We start from the raw sequence: 21,055 nt of genomic DNA on the forward strand, positions 1-21,055 counted from the left end.
TTTCAGGAGCCTGTTGTGACCCCCGTGCTACTCGATCTCTCCGGCTATATAAAATTTTTTGTTGGCCTGTTTGCGCTGGTGAATCCGGTAGGCATTATTCCGGTTTTCATCAGCATGACCAGCTATCAGGCGGCGGCTGAACGCAATAAAACCAACCTTACAGCTAACCTTGCAGTCGCTATTATTCTCTGGACGTCACTGTTTCTTGGGGATGGCATCCTGCATCTTTTTGGTATTTCAATCGACTCATTCCGTATTGCAGGCGGCATACTGGTTGTTACTATTGCCATGTCTATGATCAGCGGCAAGCTGGGCGAAGATAAGCAAAATAAGCAGGAAAAATCAGAAACGGCTATTCGTGAAAGTATTGGTGTAGTGCCGCTGGCGCTGCCGCTTATGGCAGGACCGGGCGCGATCAGTTCCACGATAGTCTGGAGCTCACGCTATCATAGCTGGCTTAATTTGCTGGGTTTTACGGTGGCTATTGCAGTATTCGCCTTTTGCTGCTGGCTGTTGTTCAGAGCGGCGCCATTAATGGTGCGGGTATTAGGTCAGACCGGCATTAACGTTATTACCCGTATTATGGGCTTATTATTGATGGCATTGGGTATTGAATTTGTCGTTACCGGTATTAAAGCTATTTTTCCGGGTTTACTAAATTAATTCAGACTTGATTTTACCCAAAAAAAGATCTTTATGAACCAAAAGGGTGCATCACGCGGTGCGGGTGCACTCTTTTGGTGAAATTATTTGCCATTCTACTTTTACGGTATTTTTTATCACTTTCGCTACTTCCCTGCCTGCTTCCGCGTAATGTCCGCTTTTTATTGTGATAATTGTCACAGATTTACCTGCTGCTAAATGGTTTTTTAATGTGATTAGCTGTGCCTGATCTGGCAGAGAGTCGCTGAATATTCCGTCCTGAAGTAAAAACACCCTATATTTGCTTAGAAGCGTGTTGATATTTAATAAGTGAGTGCATAATCGCCAGAAATGCACTGATTTTCTTATTTTTCAGTTTCTTAACTAATATTTAGCGGTAAAAATTAACGCTTTCAACGTTATCCCGGACGTGATAAAAGAGAAATGGTTAACATTTTTCTGCATTGGCTTTGGCGCAATGGGATAGCTTCTGATAATTTCTGGCACTCTCTGGATTTTTATCGCTCTTTCAGCAGATGTGTACGCTTTTTGCTTATTAACACGCTGGTGAAGCCGCGGGCCGCAGTTATACCGGTAGAAAATTTCAGGAGCCGGGCGCTGTACTTATTCACTATCAAAAATATTGTGTGAGTCGCCAGCAGACATCTGCGCCCGCTGGCGGCTTATCGAGGTAACCCGGAAGGGTGCAGGGGTCTGCGTCCGACAGAGACGACGATCGCCCGGTTAACGGGATACGTCAGGCGATATAGCGCACTGACGACAATAATAAAACTGGAGCATAACAATGAACAACATCACGAAAAAAAACCTGATTGCTGCCGGCGTTCTGGCGGCAATTTCCTCTCTGGCAGGGAATACCGCGCTGGCTGCAACGGTACCGGCTGGCGTTGAGCTTGCCGCTAAACAGGAGCTGGTACGCGGTAACGGTGACGAAGTGCAGTCGCTCGATCCGCATAAAATTGAGGGTGTTCCGGAAGACAATATTGCCCGCGATCTCTATGAAGGCCTCATCGTCAGCGATGCCAGCGGCAAACCGGTTCCGGGCGTGGCGGAGAGCTGGGAAAACAAAGATTTTAAAGTCTGGACTTTCCACCTGCGTAAAAATGCTAAATGGTCTAACGGTGAGCCGGTCACTGCACAGGATTTCGTCTATAGCTGGCAGCGCCTGGTGGATCCGAAAACGGCATCACCTTACGCCAGCTATCCGCAGTATGGCCACATAGCTAACGTTGATGAGATTATTGCCGGTAAAAAACCGACCTCTGAACTGGGCGTAAAAGCGCTGGATGATCATACGCTGGAAGTTACACTGAGCCAGCCGGTGCCTTATTTTTATAAACTGCTGATTAATGCTGTAATGTCACCGGTCTATAAGCCTGCCATTGAGAAGTCGGGCGATCAGTGGACACAGCCGCAGAACTGGGTGGGTAACGGCGCATTTAAACTGGAGGCGCACGTTATCAACGAGCGCGTCACGCTGGTACGTAATCCGCAATACTGGGATAACGAACATACCGTACTCAACAAAGTCACTTTCCTGCCAATCAACTCGGAAGTCAGCGATGTGAACCGCTATTTTTCTGAAAATGGCAGCGATATCACCTATAACAACATGCCGATTGAGCTGTTCAAAAAACTGCAGCGCGATAACGGCAAAGAGCTGATGGTAAAACCCTATCTCTGCACCTATTACTATGAAATCAATAACCAGAAAGCACCTTTTACCGATGCCCGCGTACGTACCGCGCTGAAGCTGGGTCTGGATCGCGACATCATGGTGAATAAGGTACTGGCACAGGGCCAGCTGCCCGCCTATAGCTATACACCGCCGGCAACCGATGGCATGGAACTGCTGCCGCCGGACTGGTTTAAATGGGATCAGAACAAGCGTAATGAAGAAGCTAAAAAACTGCTGGCAGAAGCAGGCTACACCGCAGATAAGCCGCTGACGTTTAATCTGCTGTACAACACCTCAGACCTGCATAAAAAGCTGGCGATCGCGGCTTCTTCAATCTGGAAAAAGAATCTCGGCGTTAATATTAAGCTGGAGAATCAGGAGTGGAAAACCTTCCTCGATACCCGTCATCAGGGCAACTACGACGTTTCACGTGCGGCCTGGTGTGCAGACTATAACGAACCGACTTCCTTCCTGAACACCATGCTGTCAGACAGCAGCAGTAATACCGCGCACTATAAGAGCGCTGATTTTGACAAAGTGATCCATGACGCCGTCAAAGCTGCCGATGAAAAAGCACGCGTGGCTGATTACCAGCAGGCAGAGCAGATTCTGGATAAAGACAGCGCCATTGTGCCGGTCTATTACTATGTTAACGCCCGTCTGGTTAAGCCTTATGTAGGCGGCTATACCGGTAACGATCCGCTGGATAAAACGCTGGATAAGAACCTGTACATCATCAAGCACTAATAGCACACAGGCTATCGACAGTGGCGGTGCTGCGGCGCCGCTTTTTTGACTTTGTGAAGCAACAGCCTGGCAGGTATGGCAATGTTAAAATTTATTCTGCGTCGGCTTCTGGAAGCGATTCCGACGCTCTTTATTCTGATCACCATTTCGTTCTTTATGATGCGTTTAGCACCGGGTAGTCCGTTTACCGGTGAGCGCACGCTGTCACCTGAGGTGATGGCTAACATTGAAGCCAAATATCACCTCAACGATCCCATCGGCAAACAGTACCTCAGCTATCTGGTCCAGCTGGCGCACGGCGATTTCGGGCCCTCATTCAAATATAAGGACTATTCAGTTAACTATCTGGTAGGGCATGCCTTTCCGGTCTCCGCGAAGCTGGGGCTGGCAGCCTTTTTCCTTGCAGTGATTCTGGGGGTAACCGCCGGCGTGATCGCGGCGCTAAAGCAGAACAGTTTGTGGGACTATGCCGTCATGGGGGTGGCGATGACCGGCATTGTTATCCCGAGCTTTGTCGTGGCGCCGCTGCTGGTTCTGATCTTTGCCATTACGCTGCGCTGGCTACCGGGCGGTGGCTGGAACGGCGGGCAGTGGAATTACATGCTGCTGCCGATGGTGGCGCTTTCGCTGGCTTATATCGCCAGTATCGCCCGTATCACGCGCGGTTCAATGATTGAAGTCATGCACTCAAACTTCATCCGTACGGCGCGGGCAAAAGGGTTGCCGCTGCGCCGTATCGTACTGCGTCATGCGCTGAAGCCTGCGCTACTGCCGGTGCTCTCCTATATGGGGCCAGCCTTTGTCGGCATCATCACCGGTTCAATGGTAATTGAGTCTATTTACGGCCTGCCCGGTATCGGTCAGCTGTTTGTTAACGGAGCGCTAAACCGTGACTACTCACTGGTGATGAGCCTGACGATTCTGGTTGGCGTGCTGACTATTCTGTTCAATGCGATCGTTGATGTGCTCTACGCCGTTATTGATCCAAAGATTCGCTATTAAGGGTGGAGCACGCTCATGATGTTAAGCAAAAAAAACAGTGACGTGGTGGATGCCTTCAGTGAAAAGCTGGAGGTGGAGGGGCGCAGTCTGTGGCAGGATGCACGCCGACGCTTTATTCACAACCGCGCGGCGCTGATCAGCCTGCTGGTATTGTTGCTGATTGCCCTGTTTGTAGTGTTTGCACCGATGCTGGCGCAGTTTAACTATGATGATACCGACTGGGCAATGATGTCGTCGCCGCCGGATAGTGTCTCAGGTCACTGGTTTGGTACCGACTCCTCCGGGCGCGATCTGCTGGTGCGGGTGGCGATTGGCGGTCGTATTTCGCTGATGGTGGGTATCGCGTCCGCACTGATAGCGGTGCTGGTGGGCACGCTCTATGGCTCTCTGGCGGGCTATCTCGGCGGCAGGATCGACTCAGTGATGATGCGTATTCTGGAAATCCTCAACTCCTTTCCGTTTATGTTTTTTGTGATCCTGCTGGTGACCTTTTTCGGCCGCAATATTCTGCTGATTTTCGTGGCTATCGGTATGGTCTCCTGGCTCGACATGGCGCGTATTGTGCGGGGTCAGACGCTGGGGCTAAAACGCAAAGAGTTTATCGAGGCGGCTCAGGTAGGGGGCGTCTCCACGGCCAGTATTGTGCTGCGCCACATTGTGCCCAACGTGCTGGGTGTGGTGGTGGTCTATGCCTCACTGCTGGTACCCAGCATGATTCTGTTTGAATCCTTCCTGAGTTTCCTGGGACTGGGTACGCAGGAGCCGCTCAGTAGCTGGGGCGCGCTGCTGAGTGACGGAGCAAACTCTATGGAAGTCTCTCCGTGGCTGCTGATGTTCCCGGCCGGCTTTCTGGTCGTCACGCTGTTCTGTTTTAATTTTATCGGCGATGGCCTGCGTGATGCCCTCGATCCGAAAGATCGCTAAGGAGTTTCCCGATGAGTTTTGAAACCACAACGCCAGCGCGTGCTGTGCCGGCGGGAAGCCCGGAACTGCTGCTGAATGTGCAGGATCTGCGCGTAACCTTCACAACGCATGACGGCGACGTTACCGCCGTAAACGATCTCAACTTCTCTCTGCGTGCCGGGGAAACCCTTGGCATTGTAGGCGAGTCAGGCTCCGGCAAATCGCAGACGGCGTTTGCCCTGATGGGTCTGCTGGCAAAGAATGGCCGCATTGGCGGATCGGCGCGGTTTAACGGACAGGAGATCCTGAATCTGCCCGAGGGCAAGCTGAATAAGCTGCGCGCGGAGCAGATTGCCATGATCTTTCAGGACCCCATGACCTCTCTGAATCCCTATATGCGGGTAGGGGAGCAGCTGATGGAAGTTCTCCAGCTGCATAAGGGCATGAACAAGGCGCAGGCGTTTGAAGAGTCGGTACGTATGCTTGATGCGGTGAAGATGCCGGAAGCACGAAAGCGCATGAAGATGTATCCGCACGAATTTTCAGGCGGTATGCGCCAGCGTGTGATGATCGCCATGGCGCTGATGTGTCGTCCGAAGCTGCTGATTGCCGATGAGCCCACCACCGCGCTGGATGTGACGGTCCAGGCGCAGATCATGACGCTGCTTAATGAACTGAAGCGCGAATTCAACACCGCTATCATTATGATCACGCACGATCTTGGCGTGGTGGCCGGGATCTGCGACAAAGTGCTGGTGATGTATGCCGGACGGACCATGGAGTATGGCCGCGCCCGCGATGTGTTTTATCAGCCGGCACATCCATACTCTATCGGCCTGCTGAATGCGGTACCGCGGCTCGATGCAGAGGGCGAGTCACTGACGACCATTCCCGGTAATCCGCCGAACCTGCTGCGGTTGCCGCAGGGCTGTCCGTTCCAGCCACGCTGCGCCTGGGCAATGGAGGTATGCGCCGCGCCACCGCCGCTGGAGCCTTTTGCCGACGGACGCCTGCGTGCCTGCTTCAAACCGGTGGAGGAGCTGGTATGAGCACCGTTGTGGAAGAGAAAAAAGTGCTGCTGGAGATAGCCGATCTCAAAGTGCATTTTGAAATTAAAGATGGCAAACAGTGGTTCTGGCAGCCGCCTAAAACGCTGAAAGCGGTAGATGGCGTCAGCCTGCGGCTCTATGAGGGCGAAACGCTGGGCGTAGTAGGCGAGTCAGGCTGCGGTAAATCGACGCTGGCGCGCGCTATTATCGGGCTGGTAAAAGCCACCGAAGGGCGCGTCGCCTGGCTGGGACGCGATCTGCTGGGGCAGAGCGCGGAAGAGTGGCGTCAGGCGCGCAGTGATATTCAGATGATTTTCCAGGACCCGCTGGCGTCACTGAACCCGCGTATGACTATCGGCGATATCATTGCTGAACCGCTGCGCACCTATTATCCAAAGATGCCGCGTCAGGAAGTCAAAGATAAAGTCAAAGCGATGATGATGAAAGTCGGCCTTCTGCCGAATCTTATCAACCGCTATCCGCATGAGTTTTCAGGTGGCCAGTGTCAGCGTATCGGCATCGCGCGCGCACTGATCCTGGAGCCGAAGCTGATTATCTGTGATGAGCCGGTCTCGGCGCTGGATGTCTCTATCCAGGCGCAGGTGGTGAATCTGCTGCAGAAACTGCAGCGCGAGATGGGGCTGTCGCTGATCTTCATTGCGCACGATCTGGCGGTGGTGAAACATATCTCCGATCGCGTGCTGGTGATGTACCTGGGCCACGCCGTTGAGCTGGGCACCTATGATGCGGTGTACAACAATCCGCAGCATCCCTATACCCGGGCGCTGATGTCAGCGGTACCGATTCCCGATCCGGATCTGGAGAAAAATAAGCAGATCCAGCTACTGGACGGGGAGTTGCCTTCGCCGATTAATCCGCCTTCAGGCTGCGTGTTTCGTACCCGCTGTCCGATTGCCGGACCGGAATGTGCCAAAACCCGACCGCTGCTGGAGGGCAGTTTCCGCCATGCGGTATCCTGCCTGAAAGTGGATCCGCTTTGAGACAAGTGAGCAGGCGGTAAACAGCAAAACGCCGGGCAAAAGCCCGGCGTTTTTATGTCTGACTTATTCGCGCCAGAGAATATGGCAGAGTTTATGATCTTTCTCACGGCACAGCAGCACACGTGCAAATACATCCGTGACAGGCTCGCCGTCAGCTTCACCCAGACCAATCACAACTTCAGAGAAAAAGTCGGGGTTTAAATCAAAATCAACGTGTTCCTGCCAGTCTTCAGAGGGATCAAACAGCTCTGCGCCGCCACGCTCTTCAAACTGCAGGTTAAACAGAATAATATCAGCCGGATCGAGGTTATCGCCTGCCAGCTCAAGAAAAATATCGTAGGCCTGCTCCAGCGTTTCATCATCGGTCAGGCGGTTGTCTAAATCCATGGTCATGTGCTTATCCTGCGGCGGTAATCTTTCCGCTCGTTTTACAGTAATGGACTAAAGAAGTAAAACAGTCGTTCAACGATGCGCTGCCACCAGGCACGTTTCGCCCAGCGCGCATTATCCAGCAGGCGCGATCGCGCAATATAGTCATCCTGCACGGTAGCGAGATCGCTGCCAAAGCCGTCATCATCCACCACCAGGGTGATCTCAAAGTTGAGCCAGAGGCTGCGCATATCCAGGTTCACCGTGCCCACCAGGCTGAGCTGTCCATCAACCAGCACGCTTTTGGTATGCAGCAGACCATCTTCAAACTGATAGATTTTGACGCCTGCTTCCAGCAGTTCCGTAAAGAACGCGCGGCTGGCCCAGCCAACCAGCAGCGAATCGTTGTGACGCGGCACGATAATGCTGACCTCAACGCCACGCAGCGCAGCCGTGCAGATAGCGTGCAGCAGATCGTCGCTGGGAACAAAATAGGGCGTGGTCATGATCAGCTGCTCACGCGCGGAATAGACCGCGGTCAGCAGCGCCTGGTGGATCATATCTTCGGGAAAACCCGGTCCGGAAGCGATAACCTGAATAGTGTGGCCGCTCTCCTGCTCAAACGGCATGATATTACCGTCCGGGGCCGGTGGCAGAATACGCTTGCCGGTCTCAATTTCCCAGTCGCAGGCGTAAACGATCCCCATTGTAGTAGCAACCGGGCCTTCCATACGCGCCATCAGATCGATCCACTGCCCGACACCGGCATCCTGTTTAAAGAAACGCGGATCGACAAGGTTCATGCTGCCGGTATAAGCAATGTAATTGTCGATGAGCACGACTTTACGATGCTGACGCAGATCCATACGCCGCAGAAAGACACGCAGCAGGCTGACCTGCAGCGCCTCAACGACATCGATCCCGGCGTTGCGCATCATATTTGCCCACGGACTGCGGAAAAAAGCGACGCTGCCGGCTGAATCGAGCATCAGACGACAGTGTACACCCCGGCGAGAGGCCGCCATCAGCGACTCCGCCACATCGTCAGCCAGGCCGCCCGGCTGCCAGATGTAGAACACCATTTCGATATTATGCCGCGCCAGCTGAATATCACGGATCAGCGCCTGCATCACTTCATCGCTGCTGGTCAGCAGCTGCAGCTGATTGCCTTTGACGCCAGCGATCCCCTGACGATGACGGCAGAGGTCAAACAGCGAACGTGCAACGTCGCTGTGTTCTGTGGCAAAGATATGCCGGCACTGTCTCAGGTCGGTGAGCCATTTAGCCGTGGAGGGCCACATGGTACGGGCGCGCTCAGCCCGGCGCTTGCCAAGATGCAGCTCGCCAAACGAGAGATAGGCGATAATACCGACCAGCGGCAGGATATAGATGATAAGCAGCCAGGCCATTGCTGAGGTCACTGCGCGACGTTTCATCAGAATACGCAGCGTTACACCCGCAATCAGCAGCCAGTAGCCAAACAGCAGTAACCAACTGATCAGGGTATAAAAGGTGGTCATTGAGTGGACATCCTGTTCGCGCATTTATAGGCAAAGTTTACGTGTTGATGCGCTGCAGCGAAACATTAATCTGTTCCGGGGGTTATCGATAAAGGTTTCGAATTGGCATTTCTGTGCAGATCACTATAATGCGTGCCGAAATATGCCGGACTGAGAGAGTGTCATGAGACGAAGCAGAAATGAAGTGGCCCGCTGGAGAATGTTGCGTCAGGTGCATCGCCGCCGTGCACGCTGGCTGGAGGGGCAGTCGCGTCGCTATAAGCGCATTCATGCTATTCGTCACCAGGTCGCGCAGCAGCAGCGTCGTTCAATTCTGTTTATTACACAGAATCTGTAAAGCTGACGCGGCTACGTATATTAATGGCCGCGCAGCACTAACGTGATGTTAACGAGCTGGGCCGCTGCTGCCAGTACTATCAGCATGACAATCTGCTGGCGCGCCTGAAGCCAGCCCTGCTGGCGCCAGATCCAGAGCGCGCGGCCGGTAAGCAGCAGCGCAACCAGCAGCAGCAGCAGTGACAACATCACTGATTAAAACACCCGCTTAAAAGGCTTAACGGTGACTTTCTCGTAAACGCCGGCGGCGATATATGGATCGTCCTGAGCCCAGGATTGCGCCGCCTCCAGCGAATCAAACTCCGCGACAATGGCCGAGCCGCTAAAGCCGGCGGGGCCTGGATCATTGCTGTCGACCACCGGTAGCGGCCCTGCAACAATCAGTCGTCCCTCATCCTGCAGCAGCTGCAGACGAGCAAGGTGCGCAGGGCGCACGCTGTTGCGTTTTTCCAGTGAATCTGCGGTATCTTCCGCGTAGATGAGGTAAAGCACGTTGGGATACTCCCGTTAGACTGGCCGAAATTGCGAGACACGTTAAGGCATCCCCCGGCAGAGTGCAAACGAAACCTCAGGGCAATCGGCGCCAGCGCAAGCGGGGTTAAAAAAAACGGGGAAACAGGGCACTTTTACGCTGCTTATTGAAACTGATTGCTATTTGCATTTAAACTCATCTTCTCACTCAATGACCACAGCTGCTATGACGACATTGACTACGCCTTTTCCGGCCCGTACGCCTGTTTCACTGATCCTCTCCGTTGTGCTGCACGGGTCCGTTATTGCCGGCATCCTCTATGCCTCGTTGCATCAGTCACGTGAATTGCCTGCCGCGCCTCAGCCCATCGCCATCACCATGGTCGCACCTGAGGTGCAGCCGGAACCTGCGCCTGCTGTGGTAGCGCCGGCACCCCAGCCGGAGCCAGAACCCGAACCGCAGGCCGTGCCCGAGCCGCCAAAAGCGGAACCGGTGCCGATTGCAAAACCGGAGCCAAAGCCAAAACCCAGGCCGAAACCAAAACCGAAAATAGAGAAAAAACCGGATCCGGCACCCCGTAAGCCGGCTCCCGACCGGGCCGATCCGTTTAAGCAGGAGCGCGCAGCGACTCAGCCCCGGCCCGCCACTGCACCAAAAGCGGCCACGGCCACGGCGCCGGTTAACGCTACCGGACCTAAAGCGCTCAGCATCAGCAAACCTGCTTATCCGGCGCGGGCGGCCGCGCTGCGTATTGAGGGCAACGTACGGGTAAAATTTGATGTCGACAGTGACGGCCGGGTCGGCAACGTCACCATTCTTTCGGCACAGCCGCGCAATATGTTCGAGCGCAGCGTGAAAGATCAGGTTAAAAAGTGGCGTTATCAGCCAGGCCAGCCAGGCCAGGGCATTACCATGAATATTGTCTTTCGCATTAACGGCGGCGCGAAGATCGAGTAGTACGGACACCAGAGCGGCCGGGAAAGTCGCTCTGGTGTTTATGGCTCAGTGACTGCGGTTGGCGCGATCTGCCGGCAGCGGACGCGACTTGCCGCTGCTGTCGACCGCCACGTAAACAAACACTGCTTCAGTGGCGCAGTAAGTCTGACCTATCGGTTCTGATGAAACCTTTTTGATCCAGACCTCAACGTTGATGGTCATAGAACTGTTGCCGGTGCGCAGGCAGTGCGCATGGCAGCTGACCACATCACCTACCGCGACCGGCTTAAGAAAACTCATGCCGTCGACACGAACCGTGACCACGCGACCTTCAGCGATCTCTTTTGCCAGAATCGCACCGCCCATGTCCATCTGTGACATTAACCAGCCGCCAAAAATATCACCATTAGCATTGGTGTCAGCTGGCATAGCCAGCGTACGCAAAACCATCTCGCCGAGTGGCTGCTTATGTTTATCGTTCATTGCTCAGTTCTTCTGCAGGTGAAAAAAAGCCCGGCTGACCGGGCAATGGAAAAACTATTTTGATTCCTGCTGAGGCATCTGCCGCCAGATATAGAGCCCGCTCAGCAGGGTAAACAGCAGCGTCAGTCCTGTCAGGCCAAACACTTTAAAATTAACCCAGACTGGCTGTGGTAACCAGAACGCAACGTAGATGTTGGCAAGGCCGCACAGCAGAAAGAACAGCGCCCAGGCAATATTGAGCCGGCGCCAGACCGTAGCGGGCAGCTGCAGCTCTTTGCCCAGCATGGTCTGGATCAGGGGCTGCTGCATAAACCACTGGCTGTAAAGCAGCGCGAGCGCAAACAGCGAATAGATCACGGTGACCTTCCACTTGATGAACTCATCATTATGAAACACCAGTGTCAGGGTACCGAACACGGCCACCAGCACAAAGGTAAACAGGGTCATCTTTTCCAGCTTGCGATAGAGCACCCAGCTCACTACCAGCGCCAGGCCGGTAGCCACTACCAGCGCGCCCGATGCAACGTAGATGTCGTAGAGTTTGTAAAAAACAAAGAAAACGACCAGGGGGAGAAAGTCGAGTAACTGCTTCATAGCGTTTCCAGTCCGGACAGTAGCCTACAGTTATGGCGCTCAGCGAAGCGCCGTAACCCTTAACGTAACAGCATATAGAGCCGATACAAATAAATAATCAAAACGGCAGAGACCAGATTACCCAGCGCGTTAAGCACCACGGAGGCAATATTGGCGGGCAGAACCGTCAGCGAAGAGAAAAAGAACATCAGAATAATTTTTGCCAGCAGCCACAGCAGAATAGCGGGTGCAATCAGGCGGAGATTTTGCCACGCCAGACGCATGCTGGCGCGCATGGCACCCATCACGCCCATTTTTTCACTGACCAGCATCACCGGCGCCAGCGACAGTAAAATAGCGAGCATGATGCCAGGAACCATCAGCACCATAAAGCCAAGCTGCACCAGCAGCGTGATCAGAAAGGTCTGCAACAGCAGTTTAGGCAGCAGCGGTGCAGCGGTGCCGATAGCACGCAGGGCACTGACGCGCTGACCACCGGAGACCAGCGGGATCAGGCAGAGCATTCCGCCGAGCAGCAGTGTGTTACCAATCAGGGCCGCCAGCGTACCCGCTGCCGAGGCGCGCAGCAGTATACGCTGCTGATCGGGCGACATATTCTGTACCAGTTCAAACAGGGAGGAAGCGCTGCTGTCACTCTGACTCAGCAGCGACAGCTGCTCCTCATCAGGCGTTAATGCATGCCCGATAATCACGGTAATGAATGAGGTCAGCAGCGCCATCAGCACTATAGTGACCAGCTGATGGCGCAGAAAATTTCCTGTGTCACGGTATAACGAGCTTGCCGTGATAGACATGTACACTCCTTGAAAAAAACCGGGTTAATTAACCCGGCGATTGTACATGCTAAGCGGGCAGGCTGGCACCTGGAATACCATAACTTTCTGTCATGTCAGGTAAAGAAGGGTGAAACAGGGCTGGTAATCCATGACGGGCGCGGGCACGGTCGCAGGCCTCATTCACTACACCATCCTCTCCTGACATCGCAAATTCACGGCAGGGAGAGGGGCGCTGCTCATAGATACCGCAGGAGACACAGCTGCCAGGCTCGCCCTGCAGCGCAACGCAGCGCGGCGTGCGATCGTTTGTGCCGCGCATATTACGCATCAGCAGGCTCAGTGGCTCAGTGAGATCGACTGGCACTACGCCACCGGCATCATCGGCTTCAGCCCAGTAAAAGGAAACACGGAAATAGGCGCAGCAGGCGCCACAGGTCATACAAGGGTTGGTTATATCGCTCATCTGATCGCCCGCCACTCCTGAGGCATCGAACCAAAATCACTCGGGATCAACAAAGTAATCACGTCGCGAAACTTCAGCAACCTGTTTTTTATCTTTTTTCGCGCCGGCAAATTTGATCTGTATCAATTCATTGTTAACTAAGCATTTATTCTGCCAGCCAGTTAATGAAATCTGCGCTGAAAACCGTTACATCTGTGCCGCGAAAAATTTAATTCAGGCAAAGGAGTGATGATGAAACTGGCAACATGCGCGCTGTTCCTGGCAATGGCTGTGCCACAGCTGGCACTTGCTCATCAGGCGGGTGACTTTTTTATGCGCGCCGGTACGGCGACGGTCCGTCCGACTGAGGGGTCTGATAATGTGCTGAACATGGGTGAGTTCAGCGTTGATAATGATACGCAGCTGGGGCTGACACTGACCTGGATGGCGACAGACCATATCGGGATTGAGCTGCTGGCGGCCACGCCGTTTCGCCATAAAGTGGGCCTCGGTCCGACCGGTAACCTGGCCACGGTACGTCAGTTGCCGCCGACGCTGATGGCGCAATACTACTTCCTCGACAGCAACAGCGCGGTGCGCCCTTATGCCGGTGTCGGTATCAACTACACCACTTTCTTTGATGCAAAGCTGAATCAGACCGCCAGAGATGCGCAGCTCAGCGATCTGAGCGTGAAAGACTCCTGGGGCATTGCCGGCCAGGTGGGGCTGGATTATCAGATTAACCGTGACTGGATGCTGAACGCTTCGCTGTGGTATATGGACATTGATACGGAAGTGAAATTCAGACATCAGGGCGTACAGCAAAACATTAATACGCGTATCGATCCGTTTGTCTTTTTCTTTGGGGCGGGCTATCGCTTCTGAAGCAGAAAAAGGGCGACCTGCGGGCCGCCCTTTCGGTATTACTTGATCTGCATGTTGTTAACAACAGACTTCACGCCTGCCACGCCGCGTGTAACGGATACGGCACGGTTAGCCATCTGTGGTGAGCTGACAAACCCGCTCAGCTGAACCTTACCTTTAAATGTCTCAACGTTGATTTCAGTGGATTTCAGCGCCTCATCATTCAGCAGCTGTGCTTTGACTTTAGTGGTGACGACGGTGTCATCGATATAGCCACCGGTGCCTTCTTTAGTTGGCGTTGGCGCACAGGCGCTCAGTGTCAGTGCCACAAATGCAGCCATAAAAATTCCCGCAACGACCTTGAACAATTTCATTTGGTTATCTCCCTGTCATAGATGGATTCACACCGTAACGCAACGGCGCATGTAAGTGTGGGTCGGCCCTGAATAATCGGCAACCCGCCGGCAGAGAAAAAGTGAAAAAAGCCGGCGCTGTGCGTGAAAGAACGAGGGGGAAGAGAAAGAGTAAAGGATGCGGCTCCGTCAGGAAGACGGAGCCAGAACGTTTAGCGGGTGGCCGCTTTCAGCCCGCTGACAAAGGCTTTCAGCTCACGCAGCAGCGTTGCCGGATCGCGCTGATTTTTCTCAATAATACGTACAATAGCGGAACCGGAGATTGCCCCCGCTGCGCCTGCTGCAATGGCTTCACGCACCTGGTCCGGCTCAGAGATGCCGAATCCCTGCAGCGCAGGCGGCGCCTGAAACTCACGCAGTTTATCAATCAGGTGATGCAGCGGCTGACTGGCGCGATTTTCAGCACCGGTTACCCCCGCGCGCGACAGCAGGTACGTGTAACCGCGGCCATGCTGAGCCAGTTCACGCAGCAGGTCATCGCTGGCATTAGGCGGGCAGATAAAAATCGGCGCGATGTTGTGACGCAGTGCAGCCTGGCGGAAGGGGGCAGACTCTTCAATCGGCACATCAGCGACCAGCACCGAGTCGACGCCCGCGGCGGCACACTGCGCATAAAATGTATCAATGCCGCGGCTGAATACCAGGTTAGCGTACATCAGCAAACCAATGGGCAGATCGGGGTATTTTTGCCGCACCACCTGCAGCATCTCAAAGCACTGCGCAACCGTTGTGCCGGCTGCAAACGCCCGCAGCGTGGCGCTCTGAATGGTCGGGCCATCTGCCAGTGGATCGGAAAAGGGGATCCCCAGCTCAAGCGCATCAGCGCCGCCTTCAACCAGCGTATCGATAATCTGCAGTGACAGCTCAGGCGTAGGATCGCCCAGCGTAACAAAAGGCACAAAGGCGCCTTCCTGACGCGCTGACAGGCGTGAAAACAGCTGATTATAACGCTCCATCATATCTCTCCCTTCGCTTTAAGCAGGTCATGAACCGTGAAAATATCTTTATCACCGCGACCGGAAAGGTTGACGACCAGCAGCTGCTCTTTTTCCGGATTTTCACGCATCATTTTCAGCGCATGCGCCAGCGCGTGAGACGATTCCAGTGCCGGAATAATACCTTCTGCCCGGCACAGCGCTTTGAATGCATCGAGCGCTTCGTCATCCGTAATAGAGACATACTCAGCGCGCCCGATGCTGTTGAGATGTGCATGCTGCGGACCCACGGACGGAAAATCGAGGCCGGCCGAAATTGAATAAGACTCTTCAATCTGGCCCTCTTCGGTCTGCATCATCGGCGCCTTCATACCGAAGTAGATGCCCACGCGGCCATGCTTCAGCGGCGCGCCGTGCTCACCGCTTTCGATGCCGTGACCAGCGGGCTCAATGCCAATCAGGCCCACGCTGCTCTCTTCAATGAAATCGGCAAACATGCCGATCGCGTTGGAACCACCGCCTACGCACGCCAGCACGGCATCGGGCAGACGGCCTTCCGCCTCGAGGATCTGCGCTTTGGTCTCTTCGCCGATCATACGCTGGAATTCGCGCACGATGGTCGGGAAGGGGTGCGGACCGGCGGCGGTTCCCAGCATATAGTGTGCGGTTTCATAGCTGCCTGACCAGTCGCGCAGCGCCTCATTACAGGCGTCTTTCAGCGTAGCTGAGCCGCTATGGACCGGGATCACTTCCGCGCCCATCAGTCGCATGCGGAAAACGTTGGGTGACTGACGCTCAACGTCTTTCGCGCCCATATAGATGCGGCACTTCATGCCGAGCAGTGCGCAGGCGAGCGCGGAGGCGACACCATGCTGGCCGGCGCCGGTTTCCGCAATGATCTCATTTTTTCCCATTCGCTTTGCCAGCAGCGCCTGACCGAGTACCTGATTAGTTTTGTGCGCGCCGCCATGCAGCAGATCTTCGCGCTTCAGGTAGAGGCGGGTCTTTGTTCCCTGAGTCAGATTGCGGCACAGGGTCAGCGCCGTCGGACGACCGGCGTAATTTTTCAGCAGATCGGTAAACTCCTGCTGAAATTCAGGATCGCGCTGCGCCTCAACAAAAGCAGCTTCCAGCTGGCGCAGGGCCGGCATCAGGATTTGCGGAACGTACTGGCCGCCAAATTCACCAAAATAGGGATTCAATAACGTCGACATAATTGATCTTTCCTCAACGGCCCGCCAGGGCGGGCCGGCAACATTAGTAAGCGCGTAATGTGGTAAATACCGCGGCGATTTTGCCGGCATCTTTAATGCCAGGAGCGGATTCCACGCCGGAGTTGAAATCAAGACCGGCACAGCCAAGCTGCGCAGCCGTCACGCAGTTATCGGCGGCGAGACCGCCTGCCAGCAGTACATTGTCCAGCGACTCCCCCTGCAGCAGCGACCAGTCAAACTGCTGCCCGCTGCCGCCCTGACCATTGTCAAATACGTAGCGATCTACGTGTGGCCAGTCGCGCGCGGGCAGGCGCTCTTTGACGCTCAGCGCTTTCCAGATTTGCGTCTGTGGCGGCAGTGCCTGACGCAGTCTGGCAACGTAGTCGCGATTTTCATCGCCATGCAGCTGTACGGCTGCCAGATTCAGTTCCACCGCCAGCGTGACAACGTCACCAGCAGGCGCATTGCGAAATACGCCCACATAGCGCAACGGCGCAGCGGCCATCACGCGGTGTGCCTGGGCGCTGTCGATTTTGCGCGGTGAGCCGTCAGCAAAAATCAGGCCGCCATACAGGGCTCCCGCTTCACTGGCGGCGCGGGCCGCTTCCGGCTGCGTCAGGCCGCACACTTTATTATCACCCAGCAGCACGCGGCGTACCGCCGCTGGCAGGTCAGCCTCTTCCATCAGCGCCGAACCAATGAGGAAACCGTTAGCAAAGCGGCTTAACTCACGCACCTGCGCATAATTATGAATACCGGATTCGCTGATGACGGTAACACCGTGGCTCAGGCGCGGTGCCAGCTCGCGGGTACGGTTGAGATCGATAGAGAGATCGCGCAGGTCGCGGTTGTTAATCCCTACCACCTGTGCGTTCAGGGCAATCGCCCGCTCCAGCTCCGCTTCATTACTGACTTCAGTCAGAATGCCCATGTTCAGGCTGTGAGCCACTGCGGCGAGCTGCCGGTACTGTTTATCATCCAGTACGGAGAGCATCAGCAGGATGGCGTCCGCCTGGTAGTGACGCGCCAGATAGATCTGATAGGGGTCGATGATAAAATCTTTGCACAGCACTGGCTGAGTAACCGCCGCGCTGACAATGGGCAGAAAGGCAAAGTCACCCTGAAAATATTTTTCATCCGTCAGAACCGAAATGGCAGAGGCGTGGTGACGATAGACGGCGGCGATAGCGGCAGGATCGAAATCCGCCCGGATCACCCCTTTTGACGGCGACGCTTTTTTGCACTCAAGGATAAAAACGGTGCGGGTGCCACGCAGGGCATCATAAAAAGAGCGCGTCGCCGGCTGCAGTGCCGGGTGGAATGTCTCCAGCGGCTGCTGCTGCTGGCGTTCTGCTATCCAGAGCGCCTTATCCTGCACAATTTTTTCTAATACGGTGCCTTTAATACTCATCTCATCCTCTCGCTGCCAGTGCAACCACGCGCTCATAAGCCTGCCCGCTGCGAATCGCGGCGATAGCCCGCTCCGCGTTGTCGCGCAGGTCTTCATGACCAAACACTTTCAGCAGCATCGCCACGTTGACGGCGACCGCCTGCTCATGCGCGGGCTCTCCTTTACCCTGAAGTAAACGGGTCAGAATGTCACGGTTTTCTTCCGGCGTGCCGCCCGCCAGCGCTTCTTTGTCATGAATGCCAAAACCAAAGTCATCCGGCGTCAGCTGATAGCAGGTAATTTCTCCGTCACGCAGCTCTGCCACCTGTGTAGCGCTGTGCAGCGCGACCTCATCCATACCGCCGCCATGGACCACGGCGGCCCGCTGATAGCCGAGCACTTTCAGCGTTTGCGCGATGGGCAGCACCAGTTCCGGGCTGTATACCCCAATCACCGCCAGCGGCGGCCGCGCCGGGTTAATCAGCGGGCCGAGCACGTTGAACAGCGTGCGTGATTTCAGCTGCTGACGCACCGGCATCGCGTGACGGAAGCCGGTATGATACTGCGGTGCAAACAGGAAGCAGACATTAAGGTCATCCAGCGCCTGACGCGCCTGCTGCGCCGGCATATCCAGATTGATACCAAACGCGGCCAGCAAATCGGAGGAGCCAGATTTACTGGAGACGCTGCGGTTCCCATGCTTGGCAACTTTAAGACCGCAGGTCGCGGCAACAAACGCGCTGGCGGTTGATATATTAATGCTGTTACTGCCGTCGCCACCGGTGCCGACAATATCAGCAAACGCGTAGTCCGGGCGCGGAAACGGTTTAGCATCAGCCAGCAGCGCCGACGCGGCACCGGCTATCTCCTGTGGCTGCTCGCCGCGCACTTTCATGGCAATCAGCGCCGCGGCGAGCTGAGTGGGCTCCAGCTGACCGGTGATAATGGCGCTGAACAGCTGGTGGCTCTCCGCCTGACTCAGCGTTTGCGCCTGATACAGTTTTTCCAGAATAGTTTGCATCTTTATCTCCCTGTTACTGCGCCAGCGCCCAGGCCAGCGTCTGTTCAAGCAGCCGGGCGCCCTGGGTAGTGAGGATCGATTCAGGATGGAACTGAAAGCCGCAGACGCGATCGGCATCATGCCGCACGGCCATGACCATGCCGTTGTAGCTGGCATTAACCGTCAGCTCAGCGGGTGTATTACTCCCCACCAGCGAGTGATAGCGTGCCACCGGCAGCGGATTACTCAGGCCGCTGAACATTGCGCAACCGTCATGCTCAACCGCAGACGCTTTACCATGCAGAATTTCACCCGCCTGGCCTACGTGGCCACCGTACGCTTCGACGATAGCCTGATGACCCAGGCAGATACCGATAATCGGCAGCTGGCCGCGCAGCGCCTGCAGCAGGGCAGGCATGCAGCCCGCATCAGCAGGGGCGCCAGGGCCTGGCGACAGCATCAGTACCGGATTTTCCATCTGCTGCAGCCGCGCAATCAGCGTTTCTGCCGGCACGTTGTTGCGGTAGATCACCACGTTGTGACCAAAACTGCGCAGCTGATCCACCAGGTTATAAGTAAACGAGTCGATATTATCGAGCAGCAGGATATCAGCCATCAGAACATCTCCTTGCAGTGGTGCGCAGTTGCGATAGCGCGCAGGACGGCGCGTGCTTTATTGCGGCTTTCATCCGCTTCAGCCTGCGGGATGGAATCCAGCACCACGCCGGCACCCGCCTGCACGGTAGCAATACCTTCTTCAACCCAGGCGGAACGGATCACGATGCAGGTATCGAGATCGCCGGTCGCGGTGAAGTAGCCCACGGCCCCGCCGTAGCTGCCGCGCCGCGTGCCCTCTTTTTCAGCAATCAGCTGCATGGCGCGTACTTTGGGTGCGCCGCTCAGCGTGCCCATATTCATACAGGCGCGGTAGGCATGCAGGACATCCAGATCGTCACGCAGCGTGCCCACCACGCGGGAGACCAGATGCATGACAAAAGAGTAGCGGTCAACTTTGGTCAGGTCGGCAACATAACGGCTACCTGGCTTACAGATACGGGCGAGATCGTTACGCGCCAGATCCACCAGCATCAGATGTTCGGCCAGCTCTTTGTGATCGGTGCGCATCTCCAGCTCAATACGGCTATCGAGATCGCGATCCAGCGAGCCGTCGGCATGGCGGCCGCGCGGACGGGTGCCGGCAATCGGGTAGATCTCAATCTGGCGCGACTGCGCATCATACTTCAGCGAACTTTCTGGTGAGGCACCGAACAGGGCAAAATCCCGATCCTGCATAAAGAACATATAGGGGCTGGGATTGCTGTTCTTCAGCGTCTCATAAGCCGCGAGCGGTGACGGGCAGGGCAGTGAGAAGCGGCGCGACGGCACGACCTGGAAAATTTCGCCAATGCGAATGGCCTGCTGCAGCGAGGCCACCACGTCACAGTAAGCGTCATCGCTCTGGCTGGTACTGAGCGTCATCTGTTCAACGCGCTGCACCGGCAGGGCGGGCGCTGGCTGTGTCATCTGCCCGTGCAGCTGCTCAATACGACTCTGCAGACGCTGAAACTCACTGGTTGAAGGCGCAAACAGGCTCGCCTGCAGGCGGGCTGACCTCTGCTGATGATCAATAATCAGCAGCGTTTCAGCCAGATAGAAGCAGTAATCGGGACAGCGCTGCTCATTACGCAGCGCCGGCAGGTCTTCAAAGCCGGCGACCAGGTCGTAAGCAAACAGCCCACCCAGCAGCATCGCTTCACGTTCATCAGCGGGTGTGTTGACCAGTTGCGGAATCAGACGCAGCGCATCAAACACTGAAAAGGCTTTCAGCCGCGAGTCTTCATCCTGTATATCATTCGCGGTGGCAAAATGCAGCTCACGTCCATCCGGACGAACCTCAATGTTTACGCTCTCAGGCAGAGCGGCATCCAGCAGCGGCAGCAGGGCGCGACCATTTTCAGAGAGCGCCTGCAGGGTCACGGTATGGCCCAGGGCGCTGATGCGAAGTGCGCTGTCAACAATCAGCAGACTTTTCAGATTTTTTTTGCTGTCAATGTCCGCAGACTCCAGTAGCAGAGTCGCCGGGCGTGCGCCGCACAGTTGATGAAACACCGCGGCCGGATCTTCGCGATAAGGTGCGTTTCCGGTAATCAACTTCAATGTAGGTTTCGCATTTGCCATGATAATTTCTCTGAAATTCGCTCAAAAAAAAGCCCGCATGGTGGCGGGCTCAGGTATCTGCACAGCGATCAGGCTTGTGCACAATAACGC

General features: G+C 55.3%; 22 protein-coding genes and 1 pseudogene. 9 read left to right on the plus strand and 14 right to left on the minus strand.

Annotation, left to right across the window (positions count from 1 at the left end; genetic code table 11):
* Nucleotides 1–15 precede the first annotated feature (15 nt).
* The 6 genes from SB719_RS02895 to oppF all read left to right on the plus strand — a co-directional run bounded on the left by SB719_RS02895 (nucleotide 16) and on the right by oppF (nucleotide 7,043).
* Nucleotides 16–663, plus strand: coding sequence for a YchE family NAAT transporter (locus SB719_RS02895; RefSeq protein ID WP_065649185.1), 648 nt, complete (start codon nucleotides 16–18; stop codon nucleotides 661–663).
* Nucleotides 664–1,447: 784 nt separating this feature from the next.
* Nucleotides 1,448–3,088, plus strand: a complete 1,641-nt coding sequence (gene oppA, locus SB719_RS02900; protein ID WP_304232904.1) for an oligopeptide ABC transporter substrate-binding protein OppA — start codon at nucleotides 1,448–1,450, stop codon at nucleotides 3,086–3,088.
* 81 nt (nucleotides 3,089–3,169) lie between these two features.
* Complete coding sequence (oppB, locus tag SB719_RS02905; RefSeq protein WP_065649187.1) at nucleotides 3,170–4,090, plus strand: oligopeptide ABC transporter permease OppB; 921 nt, start codon at nucleotides 3,170–3,172, stop codon at nucleotides 4,088–4,090.
* A gap of 15 nt (nucleotides 4,091–4,105) precedes the next feature.
* Nucleotides 4,106–5,014, plus strand: a complete 909-nt coding sequence (gene oppC, locus SB719_RS02910) for an oligopeptide ABC transporter permease OppC (RefSeq protein ID WP_292971236.1) — start codon at nucleotides 4,106–4,108, stop codon at nucleotides 5,012–5,014.
* Between the two features lie 11 nt (nucleotides 5,015–5,025).
* Nucleotides 5,026–6,042 (plus strand): ABC transporter ATP-binding protein, encoded by a 1,017-nt coding sequence (locus SB719_RS02915; RefSeq protein WP_065649189.1) that lies wholly within the window; start codon nucleotides 5,026–5,028, stop codon nucleotides 6,040–6,042.
* On the plus strand, nucleotides 6,039–7,043 hold the full coding sequence (gene oppF / locus SB719_RS02920; protein WP_304232907.1) for a murein tripeptide/oligopeptide ABC transporter ATP binding protein OppF: 1,005 nt from the start codon (nucleotides 6,039–6,041) through the stop codon (nucleotides 7,041–7,043). The genes SB719_RS02915 and oppF overlap by 4 nt, the downstream gene beginning before the upstream one ends.
* A gap of 63 nt (nucleotides 7,044–7,106) precedes the next feature.
* Here oppF and SB719_RS02925 read toward each other — a convergent pair whose 3' ends face one another.
* Both SB719_RS02925 and cls read right to left on the minus strand, forming a co-directional pair.
* Nucleotides 7,107–7,436 (minus strand): HI1450 family dsDNA-mimic protein, encoded by a 330-nt coding sequence (locus SB719_RS02925; protein ID WP_206099896.1) that lies wholly within the window; start codon nucleotides 7,434–7,436, stop codon nucleotides 7,107–7,109.
* Nucleotides 7,437–7,471: 35 nt separating this feature from the next.
* Entirely contained in the window at nucleotides 7,472–8,932 is a 1,461-nt protein-coding gene (gene cls / locus SB719_RS02930) for a cardiolipin synthase (protein ID WP_039384637.1), read from the minus strand.
* A gap of 163 nt (nucleotides 8,933–9,095) precedes the next feature.
* Here cls and SB719_RS02935 point away from each other — a divergent pair, with 163 nt between their 5' ends.
* Nucleotides 9,096–9,269 carry a YciY family protein gene (locus SB719_RS02935; RefSeq protein WP_139074186.1) on the plus strand — a complete coding sequence of 58 codons (174 nt, stop codon included), beginning with the start codon at nucleotides 9,096–9,098 and terminating at the stop codon, nucleotides 9,267–9,269.
* A gap of 20 nt (nucleotides 9,270–9,289) precedes the next feature.
* Here the strand turns inward: SB719_RS02935 and SB719_RS02940 are convergent, their stop codons facing one another.
* Together SB719_RS02940 and SB719_RS02945 are read right to left on the minus strand one after the other, a co-directional pair.
* Nucleotides 9,290–9,460 (minus strand): hypothetical protein, encoded by a 171-nt coding sequence (locus SB719_RS02940; protein ID WP_167350663.1) that lies wholly within the window; start codon nucleotides 9,458–9,460, stop codon nucleotides 9,290–9,292.
* A 3-nt stretch (nucleotides 9,461–9,463) separates the two neighbouring features.
* Nucleotides 9,464–9,760 carry a YciI family protein gene (locus SB719_RS02945; protein ID WP_039384635.1) on the minus strand — a complete coding sequence of 99 codons (297 nt, stop codon included), beginning with the start codon at nucleotides 9,758–9,760 and terminating at the stop codon, nucleotides 9,464–9,466.
* Nucleotides 9,761–9,965: 205 nt separating this feature from the next.
* On the opposite strand from SB719_RS02945, the gene SB719_RS02950 reads away from it, so the two are divergent.
* A complete protein-coding gene (locus SB719_RS02950; protein ID WP_412158868.1) occupies nucleotides 9,966–10,697 on the plus strand; it encodes an energy transducer TonB in 732 nt (243 codons plus the stop codon).
* A gap of 45 nt (nucleotides 10,698–10,742) precedes the next feature.
* Here the strand turns inward: SB719_RS02950 and yciA are convergent, their stop codons facing one another.
* The 4 genes from yciA to SB719_RS02970 are packed head-to-tail and all read right to left on the minus strand — an operon-like array spanning nucleotide 10,743 to nucleotide 12,992.
* Entirely contained in the window at nucleotides 10,743–11,159 is a 417-nt protein-coding gene (gene yciA / locus SB719_RS02955) for an acyl-CoA thioester hydrolase YciA (RefSeq protein WP_065649192.1), read from the minus strand.
* A 54-nt stretch (nucleotides 11,160–11,213) separates the two neighbouring features.
* A complete protein-coding gene (locus tag SB719_RS02960) occupies nucleotides 11,214–11,753 on the minus strand; it encodes a septation protein A (protein ID WP_039384629.1) in 540 nt (179 codons plus the stop codon).
* A 59-nt stretch (nucleotides 11,754–11,812) separates the two neighbouring features.
* A complete protein-coding gene (locus tag SB719_RS02965) occupies nucleotides 11,813–12,547 on the minus strand; it encodes a YciC family protein (RefSeq protein WP_304232917.1) in 735 nt (244 codons plus the stop codon).
* Nucleotides 12,548–12,596: 49 nt separating this feature from the next.
* Entirely contained in the window at nucleotides 12,597–12,992 is a 396-nt protein-coding gene (locus SB719_RS02970; protein WP_292971258.1) for a YkgJ family cysteine cluster protein, read from the minus strand.
* 231 nt (nucleotides 12,993–13,223) lie between these two features.
* On the opposite strand from SB719_RS02970, the gene ompW reads away from it, so the two are divergent.
* Nucleotides 13,224–13,856 (plus strand): outer membrane protein OmpW, encoded by a 633-nt coding sequence (gene ompW, locus SB719_RS02975; protein WP_065649254.1) that lies wholly within the window; start codon nucleotides 13,224–13,226, stop codon nucleotides 13,854–13,856.
* A gap of 38 nt (nucleotides 13,857–13,894) precedes the next feature.
* On the opposite strand, the gene SB719_RS02980 is transcribed toward ompW, so the two are convergent.
* The 6 genes and pseudogenes from SB719_RS02980 to SB719_RS03005 form a co-directional block, all read right to left on the minus strand.
* Nucleotides 13,895–14,209: a BON domain-containing protein gene (locus SB719_RS02980; RefSeq protein WP_065649255.1), complete on the minus strand. Its 315-nt coding sequence runs from the start codon at nucleotides 14,207–14,209 to the stop codon at nucleotides 13,895–13,897.
* Nucleotides 14,210–14,400: 191 nt separating this feature from the next.
* A complete protein-coding gene (trpA, locus tag SB719_RS02985) occupies nucleotides 14,401–15,204 on the minus strand; it encodes a tryptophan synthase subunit alpha (RefSeq protein ID WP_065650465.1) in 804 nt (267 codons plus the stop codon).
* Nucleotides 15,204–16,397, minus strand: a complete 1,194-nt coding sequence (gene trpB, locus SB719_RS02990; RefSeq protein ID WP_065649256.1) for a tryptophan synthase subunit beta — start codon at nucleotides 16,395–16,397, stop codon at nucleotides 15,204–15,206. The genes trpA and trpB overlap by 1 nt, the downstream gene beginning before the upstream one ends.
* A gap of 43 nt (nucleotides 16,398–16,440) precedes the next feature.
* The gene (gene trpCF / locus SB719_RS02995) at nucleotides 16,441–17,802 is read right to left on the minus strand and encodes a bifunctional indole-3-glycerol-phosphate synthase TrpC/phosphoribosylanthranilate isomerase TrpF (protein WP_412158912.1); all 1,362 of its coding nucleotides are present in this window, start codon (nucleotides 17,800–17,802) and stop codon (nucleotides 16,441–16,443) included.
* A 7-nt stretch (nucleotides 17,803–17,809) separates the two neighbouring features.
* Nucleotides 17,810–19,403: pseudogene (trpD, locus tag SB719_RS03000) on the minus strand (bifunctional anthranilate synthase glutamate amidotransferase component TrpG/anthranilate phosphoribosyltransferase TrpD).
* Complete coding sequence (locus SB719_RS03005; RefSeq protein ID WP_412158869.1) at nucleotides 19,403–20,965, minus strand: anthranilate synthase component 1; 1,563 nt, start codon at nucleotides 20,963–20,965, stop codon at nucleotides 19,403–19,405. Before SB719_RS03005 ends, trpD begins: the two are co-directional and overlap by 1 nt.
* Nucleotides 20,966–21,055: the final 90 nt, after the last annotated feature.

The sequence above is a fragment of the Pantoea sp. SIMBA_079 genome (genome assembly GCF_046940275.1).
Lineage (GTDB): Bacteria > Pseudomonadota > Gammaproteobacteria > Enterobacterales > Enterobacteriaceae > Pantoea > Pantoea borealis.

Coding starts and splice junctions, on each gene's coding strand:
- oppA (WP_304232904.1), top strand. CDS start 1,448: ATGAACAACATCACGAAAAAAAACCTGATTGCTGCCGGCGTTCTGGCG.
- oppB (WP_065649187.1), top strand. CDS start 3,170: ATGTTAAAATTTATTCTGCGTCGGCTTCTGGAAGCGATTCCGACGCTC.
- oppC (WP_292971236.1), top strand. CDS start 4,106: ATGATGTTAAGCAAAAAAAACAGTGACGTGGTGGATGCCTTCAGTGAA.
- SB719_RS02915 (WP_065649189.1), top strand. CDS start 5,026: ATGAGTTTTGAAACCACAACGCCAGCGCGTGCTGTGCCGGCGGGAAGC.
- oppF (WP_304232907.1), top strand. CDS start 6,039: ATGAGCACCGTTGTGGAAGAGAAAAAAGTGCTGCTGGAGATAGCCGAT.
- SB719_RS02925 (WP_206099896.1), bottom strand. CDS start 7,436: ATGACCATGGATTTAGACAACCGCCTGACCGATGATGAAACGCTGGAG.
- cls (WP_039384637.1), bottom strand. CDS start 8,932: ATGACCACCTTTTATACCCTGATCAGTTGGTTACTGCTGTTTGGCTAC.
- SB719_RS02935 (WP_139074186.1), top strand. CDS start 9,096: ATGAGACGAAGCAGAAATGAAGTGGCCCGCTGGAGAATGTTGCGTCAG.
- SB719_RS02950 (WP_412158868.1), top strand. CDS start 9,966: ATGACGACATTGACTACGCCTTTTCCGGCCCGTACGCCTGTTTCACTG.
- yciA (WP_065649192.1), bottom strand. CDS start 11,159: ATGAACGATAAACATAAGCAGCCACTCGGCGAGATGGTTTTGCGTACG.
- SB719_RS02960 (WP_039384629.1), bottom strand. CDS start 11,753: ATGAAGCAGTTACTCGACTTTCTCCCCCTGGTCGTTTTCTTTGTTTTT.
- SB719_RS02965 (WP_304232917.1), bottom strand. CDS start 12,547: ATGTCTATCACGGCAAGCTCGTTATACCGTGACACAGGAAATTTTCTG.
- SB719_RS02970 (WP_292971258.1), bottom strand. CDS start 12,992: ATGAGCGATATAACCAACCCTTGTATGACCTGTGGCGCCTGCTGCGCC.
- ompW (WP_065649254.1), top strand. CDS start 13,224: ATGAAACTGGCAACATGCGCGCTGTTCCTGGCAATGGCTGTGCCACAG.
- SB719_RS02980 (WP_065649255.1), bottom strand. CDS start 14,209: ATGAAATTGTTCAAGGTCGTTGCGGGAATTTTTATGGCTGCATTTGTG.
- trpA (WP_065650465.1), bottom strand. CDS start 15,204: ATGGAGCGTTATAATCAGCTGTTTTCACGCCTGTCAGCGCGTCAGGAA.
- trpB (WP_065649256.1), bottom strand. CDS start 16,397: ATGTCGACGTTATTGAATCCCTATTTTGGTGAATTTGGCGGCCAGTAC.
- SB719_RS03005 (WP_412158869.1), bottom strand. CDS start 20,965: ATGGCAAATGCGAAACCTACATTGAAGTTGATTACCGGAAACGCACCT.